Below are 22,758 nucleotides of genomic sequence, written 5' to 3'. Positions count from 1 at the left end.
TTTTACACCAATTGGGCTTCTAATTTGCTGGCTAAAACGGATTTAGGTACCGCTCCAATTTGTTTATCGACAATTTCCCCATTTTTAAAGAACAATAATGCAGGAATGTTACGAATACCATATTTAGTAGAAATATCTGAGTTATGATCAACATTGACTTTTCCAACGACTGCCTTACCATCGTATTCTTTCGCTAATTCTTCTACTACAGGTCCTACCATACGACAAGGACCACACCATTCAGCCCAAAAGTCTACCAATACGGGTTTGTCTGATTTTAGTACAACTTCATCAAAGTTGCTATCTGTGATTTCTAATGCCATTATCTATTCATTTATGTTTCTTATTCTTTTAAAAGAACCCTAAGAGTTCCTTGTAGGTACAAATATAGTATTCAAAAGCTTTGCCAGAGCAGGATATATGACAATCTGACATTAATTTAACTTATATCCCCGATCACCTGTTAATCCATTCAAATCTTCCAAAAATGCATTACTTAAGTGAACCTTTACCCCTTTCGCAGGCATTTCTAAACTTAATTTATCTTCGTAATCTAAGAGGACAAACTTTAATTGGCAATTCCGAACTTCCTGCTCTTGCTGGTTTTTTTGAATAATTGTTTGTAAACTATCCATAAACTGGGGATTTAATTCATGGAGCGGAACCTGAATACTAATAGACTTAGCCATTTTTTCCCGTAGCTCTGATAAAAGCTGAATGGACGTTATTTTAAATTCCCAATTGTCTTGCTGCCGAAAACGTTCGCTTACCGTACCTCGGATCTGTAAAAAGTAGCTTTCATTCAGAAATCCTTTAAATTTCACATAGTCTTCACCAAAAAGTGCCATTTCATAAGAATCCGAATAATCTTCAAATGTCATACGCCCATATGGCTTACCGGTTTTAGTCATGCCATGGTATACGGCGGTAACCATCCCGCCTAATACTAACTCCTTATTCTTAATTTTTGCAAACTCCGCTTTTAGATCTTCGGTACCTTCACCCGCTCCTTCCACACCGTTATCGGCACTATTCTCCTGATCTTTAGCAGCACCAGCCTTCATTTTATCGATAAGGTGAAGCTGACTTACCTTATGTTGGCAAAAATAAGCTAATTCTAACCGATACTCGTCCATCGGGTGCCCTGTAATGTACATGCTGACTACATTTTTTTCATAGCGCAGTTTCTCCATTAAGCCCCATTCGGTACAGGAGGTAAGGGTTGGTTCCGGAATATCAGCATCACTTGTTCCGCCAAACAAGGACATAGCCGCATTATTCTTATTGTATTGGTAATCGTTGGTGTATTTGATCAAACGTTCGATACCATTTTGATTAAATCCTTCTGGTACATGGAAGAACTGTGCCCGATTTAATCCGAAACAATCAAATGCCCCGCTATAAACTAAACTTTCGTATACCTTTTTATTGATGGTACGTGGATTACTCCTACGCGCAAAATCACCGATGGAAAGATATTTACCGTCTTTGCGATTGGTTACAATCGTATCAACAGCACCAGCGCCCACGCCCTTTACCGCACCAATACCGAAACGGATAGCGCCTTGTTCATTTACCGTAAACTTGTAGAATGATTCATTAACATCCGGCCCCAAGACTGTTAGTCCCATCCGCTTACACTCCTCCATAAAAAAGGATATTTGCTTAATATCATTCATGTTATTCGAAAGAACGGCAGCCATGTATTCCGCAGGATAGTGTGCTTTCAAATATGCTGTTTGGTAAGCTACCCACGCATAGCAGGTTGAATGCGACTTATTAAATGCATAACTAGCAAATGCCTCCCAATCTTTCCATATTTTCTCCAGAATTTTTTCATCATGCCCTTTTTCAGCCGCTTGTTGAATGAATTTGGGTTTCATCTTATCCAGTACATCCCGTTGCTTTTTACCCATCGCCTTTCGTAATACATCCGCCTCACCTTTGGTAAAACCAGCTAGCTTTTGCGATAAAAGCATCACTTGCTCCTGATATACCGTGATACCGTACGTTTCTTTCAAATATTCTTCACATGCTTCAAGATCGTAGGCTATTGGCTCTTCTCCATTCTTACGTTTAATAAAGCTTGGAATGTACTCTAGTGGTCCTGGCCGATATAAAGCGTTCATCGCAATTAAGTCACCAAATACGGTAGGCTTTAATTCCTTCATGTATTTTTGCATACCCGGCGACTCATACTGAAAAATACCTACGGTTTCTCCACGTTGGAAAAGTTCATACGTTTTAGCATCGTCTATGGGAAAAAAGTCGGGATTTAGCTCAATATGCTTGGTATGTTTCACTAGGCTAACCGTATCCTTTATTAACGTTAATGTCTTTAAGCCCAAAAAGTCCATTTTTAAAAGTCCGGCGCTCTCTACAACGGAGTTATCAAATTGGGTTACATAAAGCTCAGAATCTTTTGCGGTAGCTACAGGGACAAAATTGGTAATATCATCAGGGGTAATAATAACGCCACAAGCATGGATTCCTGTATTCCGTACCGAACCTTCAAGCGCTTTTGCCGTTTTGATGGTTTCGGCGCTTAAATCGGTCCCGTTAGCAAGGTTAATCAGTTCCCGAACACTTTCTAATTCCTCCGCTCTTAATGCACTTTTTAGCGTCTGAGCGTCCATGTTAAATAGCTTATTGAGTTTAAGATTTGGTACCAACTTTGCAATTTTATCTGCTTCGAATAAAGGTAGATCAAGCACCCTTGCCGTATCGCGAATAGATGATTTAGCGGCCATCGTACCATAGGTAATTATTTGGGCCACTTGATTTGCACCGTATTTGGTAATCACATATTCCATCACCCTTCCCCTGCCTTCATCATCAAAGTCAATATCAATATCAGGCATCGAAATACGATCTGGGTTCAGAAAACGCTCAAACAGTAGATCATAGGCAATGGGATCAATATTTGTAATTCCTAAACAGTAGGCAACGGCAGAACCAGCGGCAGAACCTCTACCAGGCCCGACAGATACGCCTATTTCCCTTGCAGCAGCGATGAAATCCTGCACAATCAAAAAATAGCCGGGATACCCCGTTTTTTCTATGGTTTGCAATTCAAAATCCAAACGCTCTTTAATCTCGGAAGTTATTTCAGCATAGCGTTTGGCTGCTCCAACATAGGTTAAATGTCTTAAGTATTTATTTTCACCACGTTTACCACCGTCTTGCTTATCGTCCTCCACTTGAAATTCTTCTGGAATATCAAACTTAGGCAATAACACATTCCGATAAAGCGAATAAACTTCTATCTTATCTACAATTTCCTGTATATTCGTTATCGCCTCTGGAATATCGGCAAAAAGTTTTTTCATCTCCTCTCCGGATTTGAAATAATATTCGTCATTGGGTAACCCGTAGCGATAGCCCCTTCCCCTACCTTTAGGTGTTGCTAATTTTTCGGCATCACGCACGCACAACAGAATGTCATGGGCATGTGCATCTTCTTTATTAATATAATAGGTATTATTGGTGGCAACGACCTTTACTTCATGCTTTTGGGCAAGGGCGATTAAACTGCTGTTTATTCTATTCTCGTCTTCTTGGTTATGCCGCATTAACTCAATGTAAAAATCTTCGCCAAAAGTATGCTTCCACCAAAGCAAAGCTTCTTCAGCCTGATTTTCACCCATGTTCAATAATTTATTGGGTATTTCGCCATAAAGATTACCGGAAAGTACTAAAACATCTTCCTTATACTGTTCGATAATTTTCCGATCAATACGTGGCACATAGTAGAAACCATCGGTATAAGCTAAAGATGACATTTTAGCCAGATTATGATACCCCTTTTTCGTTTTTGCCAATAGCACAATCTGGTAACCGTTATCTTTTCTAGATTTGTCGCGATGATCATCGCATACAAAAAACTCACAACCAACAATGGGTTTTAGAATTGTTTCGGTTGGTTCTTCGCCCTTCTCTATTGCCTCTTGGTTTTTAGCCTCTGCTGCTTTATTATGATTAAATACTTGACTGACGAAGTGAAATGCTCCCATCATATTGGCATGGTCTGTAATGGCTACGGCAGGCATCTTATACTTAATTGCGGCCTTTACCAATCCTGCAACAGCAATAGTAGATTGTAAAATTGAAAATTGGGTATGATTATGTAAGTGTACAAAATCTACTTCTTTCAGTTCAGCCTTATTTACTTCCAGGTCTTTTCTCGAAATGCTTTCTTGCTGCGCCTTTTGGCGTTGCCTGATTTCATCAGAAGCAGCTTTCAGATTGACATGTTGCAATCCTATTGCAGCTATAGGCTCCGGATTATTGGTTCTGAATAACTCAAAATAATCTTCCTCAACTTGAAGTTCGGCCGCTACAAAAACATTTCTTTTAACAAGCTCTAAAAAGCAACGTGTTGTTGCTTCCACATCGGCAGTGGCGTTGTGGGCCTCGGCAAATGGCACTCCGAAAAGGTATTGGTGTAGCTCCGTTAGATTTGGTAACTTAAATTTCCCCCCTCTACCACCGGGCAATTGCAGTAAATTGGCGGTAACTTCTGTACAGGTATCTAATACAGGCATTTCCGCTAACCTGGAAGCAACTCCCATGCGGTAGAATTCGCAGCCCATGATGTTAATGTCAAAGCCAATGTTCTGGCCAACCACAAACTTGGCTTTACTCAACGCGATGTTGAACTTTTCTAAAACATCCGCCAATGAAACGCCCTGTTCCATCGCCAATTCAGTAGAAATACCATGTATACGTTCAGCGTCATAGGGAATATTGAATCCATCAGGTCTTACTAAATAATCTTGGTTCTCCAGCAAGTTCCCCATATCGTCATGCAATTGCCAAGCGATTTGAATACATCGCGGCCAATTGTCTGTATCGGTAATAGGTGCGTCCCAGCGTTTCGGTAATCCTGTCGTTTCTGTATCAAAAATTAAATACATATTTATTAAGTGTTTTTATCCATTTTGAGCTACCTATCGAAATATATTATTGCGTCGTCAGGTCATGATCATTGCCCAATTTACTTTGAAAATGAGTAATAACTAAGAAAGAGATACAAAGCTACTGAAATTTGCCTGAGTATGTAAAGAGAAAATATTGACAAGATGTTAGTAAACCACCTGTAAAGCTCTCGTTATAATACGATACGTTTTCCTTCGTTGGCTGATCTTTTTGCAGCTTCCAAGATCTCCATTACAACAAGGTTATTGGTCAAGGATGATAAATCGTTAGTAGCTTCAATCTTTCCTGCCAATACATCTTTCAAATATGCCAAATGATTAGTATAATAGGTATTATCTAACGGAATTTCCTTATAATCGTTAACGTTCTGGTACTCCAATAGGGTATGGTCATCTCGCGCATGAAGCATTTTCGAGTCGCCAAAAATTTGCATATCTTTGATATTATAAGACCAATCCCAAGAAGCCTGAATAAGTCCTGTTGTACCATCAGCATATTCCAAAACGATAGTCGCATCATCCTCAACTTTTGGATATATCTGCGGTTTCAAATGTCGGGTAACGGCGGTTACGGCAAGCGGACGTTCACCCTGTTTTAGCCAGGTCATCAAATTGGCTCCATAACAACCAAAGTCCATTAATGCACCTCCTCCATTTTTTACAGGATCTGTTAACCAATTCAAAAAATCGGCACTACAACCAATCTCCTTGGGTCCTTGGTGGCCATCCCGTACAACAATTTTCTTGAGTTTCCCAAGAGTATGTTGATTAGTTAATGCCTTTATGCGATGGTTACTTCTATACCATGTGGTTTCATAGTTGGTTAAAAAAAGGGTATTATATTTTTTGGCCAATTGAGCGATCCGTTGTGCTTGGGTTGCTGTTGCAGCCAACGGTTTTTCTACCATCACCGGTATCCGCAAAGGCAGACAAGCTTCTGCTACATCGACATGCTCAGCTACAGGATTATATGCTAAAACTACAGTTGGTTTTACTTTTTTCAGCAAGGAATCTAAACTTGGATAAAAAAGAGCATCCGGTAAATGATATCTTTTCTGCATACGATGAATCAAGGCCGTATCCCGTTCAGCAATTCCCACGAGATCAACCTGATTTTGCTTATATAAATTGAAGAGAACATGTACGTGATCGTGGCTCATACCCGCAACGGCAACCTTCAACATTTCTTGTCCGATAGCCTCCACCATAGTGAAAAAAAAGAAAACAGCGACCAATTTTAGCTTTAGATACATAGGAGATATAATATTGATGATGTTCGTATATTGACCTCTGTAAATATACATATAAAAAAGAACACCACTAACCCCTGTTTATTTATTGCAATTGTTCCGGGCGGACTATATTACGTACTACCCATGTATCTTGACCATCGATTTCGGAATACTCTAAAAAAACCGTGTAATCATGCATAATACCATTATCATCAGCCAATTGTATTTCAGCTTTAAATTCATTTCCATTTGTCTTTCCATAGGTTTGTATCAATTGATCGATATGAGAGCAAACCCAATTTTTAATCACTTCGTCCGAGTGTTGTGTTTCTTTTGCCATTTATTTAGTACAAGCATAGCTAAGGTTTTGTTGGGATCTTTTTAATCGTTTAAAAATAACCGTAAACTTTTTAGGCATAAAATGTGTTTCCTTTTATAAATCGTCAAGTTTATCCTGATGTTCGAGATATTTTATGATATAATGATCTATTATTGCTAATTAATGATAGCAAAATAGACGATTGGAACGAAAACTGCTTTACGATTTATGACGGAGACCATTGGAAGTAAAAAATTAGTGAACTAATTATTTACAGGTGAAATGAACGGGAGTAGCAAGACAGAAATTGAGAAAGATTATTCGGTGCATAAGGAAAACCCAGGACCTGCTCCTGAAGCACTAGAAGAAAAGGGAGACAAGGGATCTGGAAAATTTCTATTTTGGATTTTGGTTGTCATGGTCATTATTCTTATCATGGCGTGGATTTTCTTTTAGACAAAATGTCTATGGGTATGGCATAATGCCAAAAGCTTTTTGTTAAAGTTTAATACCTTTGTTTGATTTTAGAAAAAATGCTTTTTACATCGAAATAATTTAATACGTTGACATTTTGAATAAGGTTGGAAGAATTGCAGTAAAAACTATTTTATGGCTCGTTGGAAGTATCATTGGATTAGTACTTCTATTATTTATTTTAATTAGGATTCCTGCCGTTCAAAATTTTGTTGTACAAAAAGTGGTATCCTATCTTCAAAAGAAGATCGAAACACCGGTTAAGATTCAGAGGGTTTCGCTTGATTTACCTAAGCTATTGGTATTGGAAGGTGTGTATTTTGAAGATCAAAAACAAGATACCTTAGTCGCTGGTGATCAATTGAAAGTTGATATCAGTCTACTTAAACTATTAAATAACAAAGTAGAAGTCAATGAGGTAGATTTAAAGGGTATAACAGCAAAAATCGATCGCACACTCCCTGATAGCAGCTTCAATTTTGATTATATTATTCGGGCTTTTGTGAGTGAAGATAAAAAAGAACCAGAACCTGAAGACACCACCTCTACGATGGAATTTTCCATCGATAAAATCAATCTAGACCGTATACGCTTGGTGTATAAAGATGAGGTTATCGGGACAAATGTCGACTTTAATCTTCATCACTTTGATACGCGCATTAAGATGTTTGATCTTGAGCAGATGCGCTTTGAAATTCCTAAGATAACGATTGAGGGAATTAATACAAGCGTAAAACAGTGGGCAGTTACCGACACTTCTGCCATCCCATCCACGAAAGATTTGGGAGTTGAACAGGCTGCTGGAGCAGAAGCTGAGATGCCGGATATCAAGTTGGGCAGTTTAAATATAGAAAATATTAAGGTAGATTATGAGGATCAGGCAAGCGCTTTAAATGCCAATGTGGCTTTTAAAAAGCTACTGGTGGATTTTAATGACCTGAACCTAAAAGAAGAAACGGTAGATATTAAACGCATTTTATTAGATGAAAACGATGCTAAAATAGCCTTCGGAAAATTAAGCGTTAAGGAGCCACCCGCCGAAACAAAAACACCTGATAGTACTAGCGCTGCGGAAATGAATTGGAAAGTCAACATAGGCGACTTACAACTCAACAAAAACCATATTGCTTACCTTGATGCCAACCAGCCAAGGATTAAAAAAGGTTTGGATTATGGCAACTTGGATTTTACCGGACTTGATGTAAAGCTCGCCGATTTCTTCTTTTCTATGGACTCGATCAGTGGAAAATTGGCGCAATTAAACTTTAAAGACAGAAGCGGATTAGACTTGAAACGATTAGAAACCGATTTTGCCTACACCAATCAAGGCGCTACCCTTGGAAATCTCTACTTGGAAACCCCAAATACCTTAATTAAAAATTACGCGCAGGTAAGTTATCCTTCCCTAGAAACCATTACCGATCACCTAGGCGAAATACAGCTAAACGCAAATATCGAAAAGAGCAAATTGGGGATGAAAGACATAGTGCTCCTGGTACCTGACCTGGATACCATGGAGGTTATGAAACCATTGCTCACGAGAACCTTTTATATCCATGGAAAAATTAATGGTCGAGTAGACAATCTAACTATACCGAATATCGAGTTTAGCACGCTAGACCAAACCCGTTTGCAGGCTACAGCACACCTGAAAGGATTGCCTGATATGGATAAATTTTACATGGATTTACAGCTGAAGAACTTTACTACAGGCAAACGCGATTTGGACCGATTAATTGCTAAAAGTATGTTGCCTGACAGCATTGATTTGCCACAACGGGTTGCTTTAAAAGGTACGTTTAAGGGAGGTATGAATCAGTTTACGACAAATATGCATTTAGCGTCGTCTATAGGAAATGCGGAAGTACGGGCCAAATATGCGGCTTTAAAAGACACTACCTATGATGCCGATTTCGCGATACATGATATCGATGTTGGTCATCTGATGAAAATGGACTCCACATTGGGAAAAATTTCATTTGCCGCAAAAGTGAAAGGAAAAGGACTTGATCCATCAAAACTCATTGCCGATATACAAGCAAAGCTCATTAGTGCCGAGGCTATGGGCTATACCTATACCGACATTGACTTTACAGCTAAAGCTAATCAAGGCGATTTAGAAGCCTCTTTAACCAGTGATGACCCCAACCTGGATTTGGACATGCAAGCTTCCGGTAATCTAAAGGGGAAATATCCAAAAGTCAACTTAGCATTGCTTATTGATAGTATCAACACCAAAAACTTAAACCTTACTACAGATAGCATTCGCTTTCACGGCAAACTAGCTGGAAACTTTGATTCTGCAGACCCTGATTTTCTAAATGGCCAGTTAGATTTAACAAACGCTATTATCGCCTACAACACAAGTCGTTACACACTAGATACGATTAGCCTAATTGCACGAGCAGATAGCAGTCAAAATTTAATCCAACTTCGATCTGAATTTTTAGATGCACATATGATTGGATCGTATAAGCTAACATCATTGGCAACCGCGTTTCAAGATGCGTTAACAAGATACTATAATCCTAATCCAACAGTCAATCCAAAAACCGGATTAGTCGATACTATCCCTTCCTATCCACCTGCCCAGATTGAATTTGGAATGACGTTTAGGCGGTCTCCGCTCATTATCAAAATGGCGCCAGAACTTACGGAAATGCAACCTATTACCTTGGATGGTAATTTTGATAGTGAAAGCAAATCCATTCATGCAAAAGGTGTTGCCCCTAAGGCCGTTTATGGTGGTACCGAAATTCAAAATGTTAGTTTTGATATCAATACCTTGGATAGTGCACTTTATTATGCCGTATTAGTTAATACGATCAAGGTATCGGGTATTGAGTTAACCAATACCTTATTAAGTGGTACCGTAAAAAACAGCGTGGTTGATGCGGGTCTGTGGATAAAAGATAAAGGAGGTAAAGAGCAATACCATATTGGTGCGAATTTATTGGCCAAAGATGATGATTTTATTTTCTCGCTAAAGAAAGACGGTTTAATGCTAAATTATGACCAATGGTCTATTAATCCGGAGAACGCCATTCATTTCGGCAAAAATGGGTTATTAGCGAAACATTTTGACTTGAGCTTGAATGGTCAGGAAATGAATATAGCTTCCCAAGATTCGGTTAGTAATTCACCTTTGGGTTTAAACTTTAAAAATTTCAGAATTGAAACTCTTGCCAATATGCTGGAAAGCAATCAATTAGCATTAGGTGGTGGAATAAATGGAGATGCCTTGCTTGAACGTCTGGAGTCGTCTCCTGTATTTACATCCGATATTACCATCAATGATTTCTATTTTGGAACAGACACTATTGGCGATATTAATCTAAAAGTTAACAATGCCAAAGAAAACACCTATAACGCAGCGATCGCAATAGCGGGCAATGGCAATGATATCAAGCTCACTGGTGATTATGTTACACCACCAAATGGCACCTCATCAATGGATTTTGTACTGGATGTTAACAACCTAAATATGAGTACCATTGAAGCTTTCAGTTTTGGTAATTTACGGCGGAGTTCTGGTGGTATTAATGGTTCGCTGACCATAAAAGGTACTCCTGATGCTCCACGCATTAATGGGGACTTGCTCTTTAACCAAGCTAAAATGAATATCTCGATGCTTAATGCAACGTTTAGCATGGACCAACAGCGCATCAATTTCAACAATAGAGGATTAAATTTTAATTCATTTACACTAACAGATAGCATTGGTAATAAAGCCGTTATCGATGGAAGTGTAAGAACAAGAACCTATACCGATTTTGCATTAAATCTCAATATTAAGGCAGATGATTTTCAAGTATTAAACTCAACGGCGGTAGATAACAACCTATTCTACGGCCAATTGAATATTGATACAGACTTACGCCTCAGAGGAGCCGCAATGAGCCCATCTGTTAACGGCAGTCTAAAAGTTAATGAAAACACCAACATGACCTTAACAATGCCAGAAACAGACCCTGGATTGGTCGACCGGGAAGGTATTGTAGAATTCACCAGCTTAAGTCCGAAAGACAGTTCAGAAATCTTAGCTGTCTATGATACAACTGATGTAAAACGAAGCACCATCACTGGGATGAACGTCAATTTAAATATTGATGTCGATCGAAACGCCGCATTTACCGTTATTGTTGATCCAGGAACAGGTGATCAATTATTTGTAAAAGGTCAAGCCTTACTCAACTTTGGTATTGAGCCCGGTGGGAACATGACGCTTGCTGGAACATATGAAATAGAAGAAGGAAATTACTCACTTTCCTTCAATATGATCAAACGTCGATTTGATTTCAAAAAAGGAAGTACGATAACTTGGGGGGGCGATATTATGGATGCCGACTTAAACATGACCGCCATCTACACACTGCAGGCACAACCTATAGATTTAGTACAAAACCAGATCAATGGTACACAAGCAAATTTTTATCGGCAACGGTTACCGTTTGATGTAAACTTGATGATTGGTGGAAAGATGCTTAAACCCGAAATTTCCTTTGACATTGATCTAGGAACTGGTGGAAATGCAAACACCGTTTCTCAAGACGTTACCCAAACGGTTCAGGCCAAACTGGCACAACTGCGCAATAATCCTTCTGAAATGAATAAGCAGACCTTCGCGCTAATTGTATTGGGAAGATTTATTGCAGAAAACCCCTTCCAAAGCGCTGGCGGATCAAGTACAGAAACAATGGTGCGATCTAGCGTGAGCAGTTTGCTTACTAGTCAGTTAAATAAACTTGCTGGTGATTTAATTGCAGGTGTCGAATTGAACTTTGACTTGCAATCAACAGCAGATGATTACAGCACTGGTCAGGCACAAAATCGGACAGATCTCAATGTCGGGGTATCGAAACGCTTGTTAAACGATCGTTTAAAAGTTACAGTGGGCTCTAATTTTGAATTGGAAGGAGCACAACAACCCGGACAAAAGGCCACCAACATTGCAGGCGATATATCTCTGGAGTACCAATTATCGCGAGATGGCCGGTATATCGCCCGTGTATATCGAAAGGATCAATACCAAGTAACATTACAAGGGCAATTTATTGAAACTGGTCTCGGCTTTATTATCAATATGAATTACGATGAGTTTAAGGAGCTCTTTATGAATGCTAAGAAACTTCAAAGATTATCGGAAGAAAGAGCTGAAGAAATGAAAGAGTTGTTAGATAAAAATGATGAGGAGGATATTGATTCAACTTCAATGAGAAGAAATAGACGTCACCAAGAGGAAGAGCAGCAAAACCTTCCTGACAACAATCCTCCAAAAGAACAAAATGATTCAGACGGACACATTAATAAAGCATATAGAAATGACGAAGAAATCATGGATCAAACATCGGAAAGGAAGGATGATGAAGAGTAAATTATATGCATGGATATTTATTGCCGTCTTTTTCACATCTTGTAGTAATATCAAATATTTAAAAGATGGTGAAAATCTATATGTTAAAGGTGAAGTAGAATTAAATAACGATTCTATTCCGAAAAAATACCGCGAACCACTTACCGAGACGCTAGAAGGTGTGCTCCGCCCCCGCCCTAATAAGCAGATACTCGGTCTCCGGCCAAAATTATATTTTTATAATATAGCGGGAGACAGCGTAGGAAATAAAGGGTTTAAGCATTGGCTTAAATATAAAGTTGGTGAAGCTCCCGTATTGCTGCAAGATGTAAACGTTCCTTATAACGAAAATTTAGTAAGAAATCGACTCGAAAATATAGGTTTTTTTAATGCTTATGTAACCACAGATACAACGATTAAGAATAAAAAGGCTACGCTAAACTACCTTGCTACAACAAACAGGATATATCGTATAAACAAGGTAAGTTATGAAGCAGACACCAACACGGCGATCGGTAAAGAACTGAGAGAAATAGAGGAAAGTTCCTTACTCATTCCAAACAGACCTTATAATCTCGACCGTATTATCGCCGAAAGGGAACGTATTGCTAGTATTCTCCAAGATAAAGGATATTATTATTTTAGTCCAGATCATGTTCTGGTACAAGTGGATAGTATGATTGGCAATCATATGGTGGACATGAATGTCAAAATTAAAGAGGAAACACCTGCAAATGCCAAGCAACCTTACACCATTAATAATATTTTCATCTATCCAGAATATTCTTTGGTTCAAGGTGATTATGAGATTGCTAAACCTGAAGATGCAGAGTCCTATAAAGATCTTTATTTTATAGATCCACATCAAACCTTCCGGAAATTTGCTTTGGCACGAACTATTTTTTTCCATAAAGGAGATTTATACAATCGCGAAAAACAGAACCAAACGATTAGCCAATTAGTTGGTATGGGAACATTTCGTTTTGTAAAGAATAATTTCATTCCGGTAAGGGGACAGAAAAATGCATTAGACGTCCATTATTATCTAACTCCTCAACAAAAGAAATCGGTTCGTGTCGAATTACTCGGAAAGACGGCGGCTGTATACAATGGATCTGAAGTGAATGTAAGTTGGAGCCATAAAAATGCTTTTAAAGGAGCAGAGCTTCTTCGTTTAACCGCGTATGGCGGCTATGAAGTGCAGTCGGGTGGCGGAATAAACATTAATTCTAACTTTTATCGATATGGAGTAGAAGCATCGCTAACATGGCCGCGCGTGATCTCTCCTTTTGGATGGGAGCCGACCAAAAGATTTGTGCCACATACACAGACCCTGTTGGGTTATGAATTTTTAAACAGGCGCCAAGCATATAAGTTGAACTCCATGCGCTTTGCCTGGGGATACAATTGGCAAGAAAATGCACAGAAAACACATCAACTGAATATATTAGACGTAGCGTATGTGCAGCCAGTCAATGTAACCCATTTTTATGATAGTTTAGCAGATGAATACCCCTATCTAAAAAGAGCAATTGATAAACAATTTACGTTCGGTCCAAACTACAAATTTACCTATACCAATACCATGGAGACGACCAAAAAACATACCTTCTACTTTTCAGGAGGCTTGGATCTATCCGCAAATGCAGTAGGTTTAATTTTAGGTTCGAATGTTAACAAAGGGAAACAGGATAGTATCTTTGGCGCTGCCTTTTCACAGTATATTAAAACCGATTTAGAGTATCGGCATTACATGAAGTTGGGCCAAAACAGGCAATTAGCTGCCCGCGCCTTTTTTGGATACGGCTATTCGTATGGGAATTCAACCAGACTACCTTATACCAAACAGTTTTTTGCAGGCGGCCCCAATAGCTTACGCGCGTTTAGAGCACGGGCAATCGGTCCGGGAACCTATAATCCACAAAAAATTGGTGAGGACAACTTCGTTCCTGATATGACGGGTGATGTCCGCTTGGAATTAAACCTAGAGTACCGAGCAAAAATCGTTAGCATATTAGACTGGGCAGCTTTTGTTGATGCCGGAAATATTTGGTTACAACATTCGGATTCTGTATTCACTGGCGGTCAGTTCACCAAGAATTTTTACAAAGAGCTGGCTGTGGGAGGCGGTTTAGGTTTACGCTTTGATTTTACTTACCTTATACTGCGAACAGACCTCGCTATCCCTTTCCGGATTCCTTATCTTCCTGAAGGCGAACGGTGGGTGTTTAATAAAATAGACTTTGGGGATAAGCAATGGCGTAAAGACAATATTGTATTTAATTTAGCAATAGGATATCCGTTTTAAAGTTATGAGTTGTGAGTACCTAAATAGTTTACAACACTCATCACTTATCAAGCTTTTAAGATAAAAGCTAATATCTAATAAAAATTGTCTATTCAAATCCTTTTTATTAACTTTCGACGTACCGCAATAATGCGAAAGGACGTAAAGATAAAATTATTTAACCCCTAGAGTTATGAAGATAACCGTTATAGGTGCAGGTGCCGTAGGAGCAACCGCTGCAGACAATATAAGTAGAAAAGAACTTGCTGAAGAAGTAATTCTCCTAGATATAAAAGAAGGTGTGGCTGAGGGTAAAGCGCAAGATATTGCTCAAACAGCTGCATTATTAGGTTTTGATACAAAAATTGTTGGTGTTACCAATGATTATGAAAAAACTGCTGGCTCAACGGTAGCGGTTATAACTTCCGGTATTCCTCGCAAACCAGGTATGACACGTGAAGAATTAATTGGCACCAATGCCAATATCGTGAAATCAGTGGCAGAGAATTTACTTAAATATTCACCAGAAGTTATACTGCTAGTGGTTTCCAATCCCATGGATACCATGACCTATTTGGCTTTAAAAGCAACAGGCATTGCTAAAAACAGAGTCATCGGTATGGGTGGCGCTTTGGATTCGGCCCGATTCAAATATCAAATTAGTCGACATACTAGCGCATCACCAAGCGATTTAAATGCAATCGTTATCGGCGGACATGGTGATACCACGATGATTCCATTAATCCGTCAGGCTACGTGGAACAGCATTCCCGTAACCGATTTTTTGTCGCAAGAGCAACAAGATCAGGTTATAGCAGATACGATGGTTGGTGGGGCAACGTTAACCAAATTAATTGGCACCTCCGCCTGGTATGCTCCGGGGGCCGCGATTGCCGCGATGACTGAAAGTATTGTTCGGGATCAGAAAAAATTATTTACTGCCTCCGTCTTATTAAACGGCGAATATGGACAGGAAGACATCAATCTAGGGGTGCCGGTAATTATTGGTAAAGGTGGGGCCGAAAAAATAGTATCCTTAAACCTTAATGAAGAAGAGCAAACCAAATTTGCAGCGAGCGCAGACGCTGTTAGAAATATGAATAACGTCCTCACAGAAAGCAAGATCATCTAATTTTTTATTATTAATGATTAAAATACCACTTGTACTACTCAACTTACAAGATGACGGCTTCCACTTACTCGTGGAAGTTGTTGTTTTTAATAAAACATTCAAGGCTGTATTGGATACAGGCGCTTCCAAAACAGTATTTGATAAAAGCACTGTTGAAAAATATTTGGAAAACGAACAATTAAAAAGCAGTGATCGGGTTTCTACCGGTTTGGGTACAACGAACATGGAGAGCTTCACCTGGCTGGTTCCAGACATTCAATTAGGTAATTTTCACCTAACAGATTTTGAAGTGGCTGTATTAGATCTTTCTTCTATAAATTTTGCCTATGAAAACCTAGCCGTCGATCCTGTAATCGGTGTCATCGGTGGTGATATTTTAACTCAATACAAAGGCATTATCGATTATGGAAAAATGACGCTTACGTTAAAAAACAATATATCAAAAAAAAGGCACGCTTCACAGCGGGCCCTTTCCAATTTTAACCAAACCTAATTTACATGAATCAATTATTCTTTAACTCTGATACAAAAATAAAGGTCTTGCATTAAGTCTATTTTAATTAAGCATTATGCCTTTGTGAAAAAATCAAATGACTATCAGGAGCCCCTATTTTAAATTATTGGTACGTGCTCATCATCGTCGTATCGAGCGAAGCGTAGTCAAGGTATCCGTTATTAAAACAATTACTTCGTCATTCTTCATCGTAATGACGCGTTTTTTCCATAATCAGCGCCTTTTTGCACAATGTGCTAAAGCTGTTGTTTCCAGCTAAACGACAAGCTAACCGGACAATGGTCGGATAAAGGGATACCCTCCTCATTATTGAATTTTTCATTTTCGAAACGATATGCCTTCGGGGTGAGGAGTATCTCCAAACTACTCCGGTATAATATTTTATCAATGGATTCGCAATCGTCGTTCAAGTTTAAAATATCTTCTCGTATAAATTTCTTAAAAGCCGGAAAGCAATCATTGCTTTTCAGGGTGACCCAAGCATCTTTCAACTGATTTTCGGCAAGCAGGTCACGGATATTATCATGTTCATAACAAAAATGCGCATTCAGATCTCCCATAACAATCACTGCGCGATCACCTGAATGTGCTTTTATATACGTCGATAGTTGCACAATATTCTTTCTTCGTGCAGCGGCAGCTGCCGGATCATCTGCGGCATTGGCATGAACATTATAAAAATCGATCAACACATCTTTGGCAACTTCAATTTGGGAATACGTAAAACCTTTCGGAGTTAAGCAATCAGCACCGGTACAGTTAGTCCAGGGGATTCTGCGTAATTCTAAAATACGAAATTTAGATAAGGTATTCAGTCCGTCACCAAAAGGCACGCCTCCCTTAGTTTTTGATCTGTATGGATGTTCATTGCCGCCATTATAGAGGAAACTATTGTAATTAAAATCCTCTTGCACATGGACAATATCGTAAGTATTTAAGCGCCGACCTATCTCAGCTATACTCGTTGAGCGCTCTGTAGAAGCGCTACAAATGATTTGGGGTAAACCAGCAATATTATAGGTGATTACCGAAAATTCGCCTTCATAACAGACTAGCGGTTCTTCATTACTGTAAGGAAAAGAAAACCTGACGAATGATTTACACGTTGAAGGAACACGATAGAGTTGGAAATACAATAGTAAGAGTAGTAACAATAAACCAGCGATAAACAAGATGTACATACCACCTCAACTTAATTTACGATGAAGAATAAGTTCCATAAAAGTAAGGCTTTCCTGCCATAAAACTAATAGGGTAACATCAATTAAAGGTCTTTTAATTGTTAAGTGAATGTTATTTTCTTATCACCTAACCTCATCCATCCTCCTTTGCATAAAAAAAGAATTGTTAAAAAAAGAGGTGTCTTTGTAAAGACACCTCTTTCTTCAATGATCCAATAATAAGTGCAACTTACTCTAAGAAAGAAGTAGCCCAACTTGCCCATTCGGGTAGTTCAGCACCATTACCAGCACCTGTGGCAGTATCGTCTTCAGTGTAGGTACCATCAACAGCACCTTTGGTTGGTACATTGTCGAATTTAACTTTCTGAACAGGGTTTGCCTTAAAGTATTCGATAGATTCATTATCAGAAACGTCAACCCCTTTCCCTGCAATAAAGTCTTTCAAATAAACATTACTGATTTTTCCTTGTGTACCACGACGCAGTTTCATTCCTGCTTCACTGGTTACTTCAGCTTTGTTACGACCAATTAAGGTTACATTCGTAAGTGTTGGACTAGATACGGGAGTTTGAGCAAAATTCTGTTCGAAATTATCCGCTTCAATACCACGACTGTCACTTGAATAAGCTGTTGATTTTGATTGATCGGCATATATATTAGTAGCTGTACCTCTCCAACCATCTGTCCAATCGAAAGAATCATCTTGCGAACCAATAACAGTAACATTTTCTACATTAACCGTACCGCCAAAGAATTCAATACCATCATCCGCCACTTGGTTGATATAAATGTTGTCTACCTTCGTTCCAGAACCAACGGCATAGAAGGTTACCGCGTTAAATTCAGATTTATCATTGATTAGATTGCCCGAATATTCTACAATAAGATGCGATAAGACACCAGAGTTATCCGCATCGTCGTCACCACCATAATTCAAACCAGCTACTTCAGCCTGTGCATTAGCGCCTTGACCATTTGTTGCTTTACCACAAATCACCAGTCCGCCCCATTTCCCTGCTTCTTTTGCTTGAGAAGTAAAGACAATCGGTTCTTCTTCCGTACCAACAGCATTGATTTTAGCGCCACGCTCTATAGCTAAAAATGCTACCGGTACGTCATCACCTACCTCTGCTTCAATTCTAACACCGGGATCGATGGTTAATGTTGCACCGGATTTTACGTAAACTTCGCCCTTTAAAACATAGTTTTGTCCTGCTTTAACGTGAGCGTCACGGTCAATATTACCGCTGATAACGCCATCATCGAAAGTGATTTCGTCATCACCTGGATTAACATCGTTGTCGTCGTTACTACACGCAGCGAACATCGTCGCAACCACTGCCATGCTCAAGAATAACTTTTTCATAAGTTTAATTTTAAATGAATGATTCTGTTGTTTTTCTGTTTTAATTTTGTCTAAAAGATTTTGTATTTAATACCCAAACTAACATCTACACCTCTCTTGTAGGAGTAGACTTCCACATGGGCATCTGTATTTTCTTGTTCCATCCGTACGGTATTATTTAATAGGTTATTTAGCTTTAATCCGACTTCCCAGCGATCACCAATACTTGTAGTTGAATTAAAATTTACTGTTGGATAGCCCTTCTCCACAATATTTCCTCGCCCAAACGAACCCAAGGAGAAAATCCGATCGTAAAAATAACTCCCTACCAGCGCAATCATCGGTCTGACTTTACCTGCATTTGTTTTATAGGTAATATCGGCATTGGCTAGTAAGGGAGATGCCCCTTGCAACGCATCATGATCGGTGTTGAAGTTTACGGCTAAGGTTTCCTTTGATTGTTTCGTTACTTTTTCTGGATCAAGCTCCTGTCTACTGTACATATAGGTTAAATTCGCACCGGCGGAAAAATTGGCGTCGATATTTTTACGCGCTTCCAATTCTGCCCCAAAAACATAAGCGTAGTCGCCTCCGTTGACAAATGTATATAAGGTAGAGGATGCAGCATTGGTTAACGTACGGCTAATGGGATCTTTAATATACTTTCCAAATAATCCAAAAGAAAATAATTCATCCGAGCTCGGAAATTGTTCCCACTTGAGATCCACATTATAATTATCTGCCGGTTTAAGGGACGAGTTACCATAGCTCGAATACGTCGGTGCCTCATATTGAAAAGGAGCCTTTTCTAAAAATTGTGGCAAAGTATAGGACCTACTGGCCGCAATCCGTAAATTTTCACGTTCTGTAAGCGCATATTTTAAGGTAAAAGCGGGTAAGATAAACAGTTTATCTACGTCGGCATCGCTAAAAGACATACCTGCAGGATTAGGATAAACATCCCAAGTCAATTCTTGCAACACCTTATCCGCACGGACACCTACAGTATAGGTTAACTGGTCATTGGCTTTGTTCTCAAAATTTACGTATGCCCCATGAACATTCAATTTAGCATTGTATATCGATGGAGTAGCTAAATTCTTATTGCCTCTACTGGTTATCAGGTCGAAGCTATTCGGTGCCTGTGTATCACTTGAAAAATGAGAAGCATTTAAAAACGAATCTATATCGTCCATATCAGCAGCAATCCCCGATTCGTGAATTCGAATATTAAGTTGCATAGCGGTAAAATCGCGCTTTTTAATTCTACCGGTATAGCCCAACGCTAACTTTCCAGTACCCAATGCATAGTTCACCGCAAAACGCCCGGCAAACTCATCCTCTTTAATGCTTTGAAAATAACGATTATTTTCACCAGCTTGATTTTTACTATATTCATAGTTACCATTGTTTCCCAAGCTCACCACATTGGTAATCCGATCAGGCATATCGGCATTTACTTTTCCATAAGACAAGGCCCAATCTAAAGAAAAACGCTCATTGAGTTGATTCTCACCTAATAGTTGATTCAGAAATATTTTATTCTGCTCGGTAAGTATTTGACGTTGCAATTGCTCCTTTTGGTCCTTAGGAAAAACGTTGTACTCATCCACACTGCTAGAAGAACTATTGATAAAAATACTATTCCACTTCAAACGGTTCTTCGCATTAATACGATAATCTACATTCAGCATACCCGTTGATTGGGTTTCATAGGTGTACTTCCGAGCATCACGAAAATCGGCAATCACATTATCAGCGGTGGAACCAATAACCTTCTCCGTCCCTTTTTCATAACCATAATCGTTTTCATGTGCCAAAGTAGCAAACACGTTCATTCGTCCTTCTGTACCCACACTGAATCCAGTTCCTCCCTGAATACGGAAATTATAGTCAAATGGTTTATCTACCGTTTTAGGCGTCCAGCGCGATTGAAAAGGGTATTCATTGATACTTGTTGGTGTTTTTATATTATAAAATCCAAAACGCTTCCAGTTATCTGCACGTTTGAAATCGGAACGGAAAGCCTGTGAGTTTAAACCGCCACCAATTTCTACACGCAGTGTAGGCTTGCCTACATGCTCCTTAGAGGATATATTCACCGTTGCTCCACCCACGTCGCCATAATCATCGACTGTATAGATTTTACTGATACCGATCGATTGGATGATGTCTGTGTTAAATAAATTAAGTGAAATGTTTTTGCTGGTGGATTCATTGGAGGGAATAGGCAATCCATTTAATAAGGTATTATTATACCGATCACCGAGTCCACGTACAAATACGCCAGTCGTTCCCTCCTGTTTGGCTATACCGGTAACTTTCGTGATAGCAACAGCGGCGTTGCTTACTCCCTTCCGGCTCATCTCCTGTGCACCAATACTTTGAGTAATAACTGCCGAGTTCATCTGTTTTCTGAGCAGTGCAGACTCGGTATCTTTCCGAACTTCACCCGTAACAACAACATCGTCTAATACCTGTGCATCAGACATCATCGCTACATTTAAAGCAATCGTTTTCCCCCCCTGCACATCTACGGTGTCACGTAATGTTTGATAGCCAACATACGTGAATACTAAAACATGTTTACCGGCATCTAATTCCAGTTTAAATTTACCTTGTCCGTCTGTATTGACTCCTTGTTTGGTTCCCTCTACCGAAATAGACACGGAGGGCATGCTTTCATTGTTCATAGAGGCATCAATAACGACACCTGCAATCGTCCCCTTCTGTTGGGCAAAAGTGATAGAACTACTAAAGAATAGAATTAAAAAAAATTGGTTTTTGAGTTTCATGTAAATCGTAATATTCCGTTACAAAGGACGCAAGACTAGGTAAACAGAATATTAACTACGTGTTATTCTTACATGTATATCATGTTAAAACAATGTTAACAAAACTGATTCAAACGAGATATCGCTATAGAAACGTATCTTTTAGGTTTATGGTAATTACCTTTTATAAAATTGTGATTCATCTTTCTATTAAAAATATCCGTCAGATAAACATCTTTAGGTAGAATACATCACTTCATAATAAGAAGAGCCACTGCATTCCTGCAATGGCTCTTCTTTTAAACGTTAGAACGTAAACGTACCACGTGTAACGTATAAATCTATAATCTACTTCAACTCCTTGACTATTTTTCTAAAATTCGCTGCACTAACAGCAATATCAGCTGAATTGGACAACCAGTTGTATTCATATTCAGCTGAAAGCATGCCCTTAAATTTCTGATTCTTGAGTTCTTGCATAACAGCTTTAACATCGCTAATACCAGTTCCCCAATGTACATCATGTGCTTGTGGAGATTTTTCATTTAAATCTTTGAAATGCACATGATTAATATGTCCTTTATATTTTTTCAAGCACTCCACAATATCCAATCCAGAACGTACCCAGTGGCCAATATCGGCACACGCTCCTACATACTTACTGTTTGCTAATTGAATGGCATTGAGCACAATTTCCGGACTCCAATAGTGCGAAGGGTTGGGATGATTATGGATGGATACTTTGATCTTAAATTCATTAGCTAATTTACCGACTAAAGGTAGATCTTCTTGCTTAGGTTCTGTATTGATATTTTTTATTCCCATTGCCTTAGCGAATTCAAATAATTGCCGCCACCCTTCTGGAGAATCCGCATTTACTACACCGTAAGCTACTAATGTTAAGCCTTTGTCTTTGATCAGCTGAAGTACTTGTTTACGTGTTTCAGGGCTCATGGTAAAATCCATTTTTCCCTCTATTCCACCACCAATAGTCTGTCCGGGAAATGCTTCAACGTATTTCAATTTGCAACTATCAATCTTATCTAAAGCTTCGGCAAAGGTATAATGGTTAAAGCTATAAGCCTGAGCTCCTAACTCCCATCCTAATTTTTCTTCCGGTCTATCTTGTGCCTTTACTAGGGTTACACACATGAATAGTGCTAAGCAAGCACTCCAAATCTGTTTATTCAAACGCATTGTTTTTTTGTTT

General features: G+C 39.0%; 13 protein-coding genes. 5 read left to right on the top strand and 8 right to left on the bottom strand.

Going from position 1 to position 22,758, the window contains the following annotated elements; translation table 11 throughout:
* Positions 1–2: 2 nt before the first annotated feature.
* The 4 genes from trxA to ABD930_RS13450 all read right to left on the bottom strand — a co-directional run bounded on the left by trxA (position 3) and on the right by ABD930_RS13450 (position 6,509).
* A complete protein-coding gene (gene trxA / locus ABD930_RS13465) occupies positions 3–323 on the bottom strand; it encodes a thioredoxin (RefSeq protein ID WP_134090599.1) in 321 nt (106 codons plus the stop codon).
* A 111-nt stretch (positions 324–434) separates the two neighbouring features.
* Positions 435–4,916 carry a DNA polymerase III subunit alpha gene (gene dnaE / locus ABD930_RS13460; protein ID WP_345232253.1) on the bottom strand — a complete coding sequence of 1,494 codons (4,482 nt, stop codon included), beginning with the start codon at positions 4,914–4,916 and terminating at the stop codon, positions 435–437.
* Positions 4,917–5,110: 194 nt separating this feature from the next.
* Positions 5,111–6,190, bottom strand: a complete 1,080-nt coding sequence (locus ABD930_RS13455; protein WP_345232252.1) for a Gfo/Idh/MocA family protein — start codon at positions 6,188–6,190, stop codon at positions 5,111–5,113.
* 82 nt (positions 6,191–6,272) lie between these two features.
* A complete protein-coding gene (locus ABD930_RS13450; protein ID WP_345232251.1) occupies positions 6,273–6,509 on the bottom strand; it encodes a hypothetical protein in 237 nt (78 codons plus the stop codon).
* Positions 6,510–6,770: 261 nt separating this feature from the next.
* Between ABD930_RS13450 and ABD930_RS13445 the strand changes: the two genes are divergently transcribed.
* From ABD930_RS13445 to ABD930_RS13425, 5 genes are all read left to right on the top strand, one after another.
* Positions 6,771–6,944, top strand: a complete 174-nt coding sequence (locus ABD930_RS13445; RefSeq protein WP_345232250.1) for a hypothetical protein — start codon at positions 6,771–6,773, stop codon at positions 6,942–6,944.
* Between the two features lie 115 nt (positions 6,945–7,059).
* The gene (locus ABD930_RS13440) at positions 7,060–12,336 is read left to right on the top strand and encodes a translocation/assembly module TamB domain-containing protein (protein ID WP_345232249.1); all 5,277 of its coding nucleotides are present in this window, start codon (positions 7,060–7,062) and stop codon (positions 12,334–12,336) included.
* Complete coding sequence (gene tamL, locus ABD930_RS13435; RefSeq protein WP_345232248.1) at positions 12,284–14,623, top strand: translocation and assembly module lipoprotein TamL; 2,340 nt, start codon at positions 12,284–12,286, stop codon at positions 14,621–14,623. The genes ABD930_RS13440 and tamL overlap by 53 nt, the downstream gene beginning before the upstream one ends.
* A 172-nt stretch (positions 14,624–14,795) precedes the next feature.
* Entirely contained in the window at positions 14,796–15,734 is a 939-nt protein-coding gene (locus tag ABD930_RS13430) for a malate dehydrogenase (protein ID WP_345232247.1), read from the top strand.
* A 13-nt stretch (positions 15,735–15,747) separates the two neighbouring features.
* On the top strand, positions 15,748–16,227 hold the full coding sequence (locus tag ABD930_RS13425; RefSeq protein ID WP_345232246.1) for a retropepsin-like aspartic protease: 480 nt from the start codon (positions 15,748–15,750) through the stop codon (positions 16,225–16,227).
* Positions 16,228–16,484: 257 nt separating this feature from the next.
* Here ABD930_RS13425 and ABD930_RS13420 read toward each other — a convergent pair whose 3' ends face one another.
* The 4 genes from ABD930_RS13420 to ABD930_RS13405 all read right to left on the bottom strand — a co-directional run bounded on the left by ABD930_RS13420 (position 16,485) and on the right by ABD930_RS13405 (position 22,745).
* Complete coding sequence (locus ABD930_RS13420) at positions 16,485–17,429, bottom strand: endonuclease/exonuclease/phosphatase family protein (protein WP_345232245.1); 945 nt, start codon at positions 17,427–17,429, stop codon at positions 16,485–16,487.
* 229 nt (positions 17,430–17,658) lie between these two features.
* The gene (locus ABD930_RS13415; protein ID WP_345232244.1) at positions 17,659–18,756 is read right to left on the bottom strand and encodes a hypothetical protein; all 1,098 of its coding nucleotides are present in this window, start codon (positions 18,754–18,756) and stop codon (positions 17,659–17,661) included.
* 89 nt (positions 18,757–18,845) lie between these two features.
* Positions 18,846–21,569: a TonB-dependent receptor gene (locus ABD930_RS13410; RefSeq protein WP_345232243.1), complete on the bottom strand. Its 2,724-nt coding sequence runs from the start codon at positions 21,567–21,569 to the stop codon at positions 18,846–18,848.
* A 327-nt stretch (positions 21,570–21,896) separates the two neighbouring features.
* Positions 21,897–22,745, bottom strand: a complete 849-nt coding sequence (locus tag ABD930_RS13405) for a sugar phosphate isomerase/epimerase family protein (protein ID WP_345232242.1) — start codon at positions 22,743–22,745, stop codon at positions 21,897–21,899.
* Positions 22,746–22,758 lie beyond the last annotated feature (13 nt).

Origin of the sequence: Olivibacter ginsenosidimutans, from assembly GCF_039542865.1 — a bacterium.
Lineage (GTDB): Bacteria > Bacteroidota > Bacteroidia > Sphingobacteriales > Sphingobacteriaceae > Olivibacter > Olivibacter ginsenosidimutans.
This window is presented reverse-complemented; position numbering and strand designations above follow the sequence as displayed.

Bases quoted from the DNA above. Each gene is read 5' to 3' on its own strand.
- trxA (WP_134090599.1), bottom strand. From the start codon at position 323: ATGGCATTAGAAATCACAGATAGCAACTTTGATGAAGTTGTACTAAAA.
- dnaE (WP_345232253.1), bottom strand. From the start codon at position 4,916: ATGTATTTAATTTTTGATACAGAAACGACAGGATTACCGAAACGCTGG.
- ABD930_RS13455 (WP_345232252.1), bottom strand. From the start codon at position 6,190: ATGTATCTAAAGCTAAAATTGGTCGCTGTTTTCTTTTTTTTCACTATG.
- ABD930_RS13450 (WP_345232251.1), bottom strand. From the start codon at position 6,509: ATGGCAAAAGAAACACAACACTCGGACGAAGTGATTAAAAATTGGGTT.
- ABD930_RS13445 (WP_345232250.1), top strand. From the start codon at position 6,771: ATGAACGGGAGTAGCAAGACAGAAATTGAGAAAGATTATTCGGTGCAT.
- tamL (WP_345232248.1), top strand. From the start codon at position 12,284: ATGACGAAGAAATCATGGATCAAACATCGGAAAGGAAGGATGATGAAG.
- ABD930_RS13430 (WP_345232247.1), top strand. From the start codon at position 14,796: ATGAAGATAACCGTTATAGGTGCAGGTGCCGTAGGAGCAACCGCTGCA.
- ABD930_RS13425 (WP_345232246.1), top strand. From the start codon at position 15,748: ATGATTAAAATACCACTTGTACTACTCAACTTACAAGATGACGGCTTC.
- ABD930_RS13420 (WP_345232245.1), bottom strand. From the start codon at position 17,429: ATGTACATCTTGTTTATCGCTGGTTTATTGTTACTACTCTTACTATTG.
- ABD930_RS13415 (WP_345232244.1), bottom strand. From the start codon at position 18,756: ATGTTCGCTGCGTGTAGTAACGACGACAACGATGTTAATCCAGGTGAT.
- ABD930_RS13410 (WP_345232243.1), bottom strand. From the start codon at position 21,569: ATGAAACTCAAAAACCAATTTTTTTTAATTCTATTCTTTAGTAGTTCT.
- ABD930_RS13405 (WP_345232242.1), bottom strand. From the start codon at position 22,745: ATGCGTTTGAATAAACAGATTTGGAGTGCTTGCTTAGCACTATTCATG.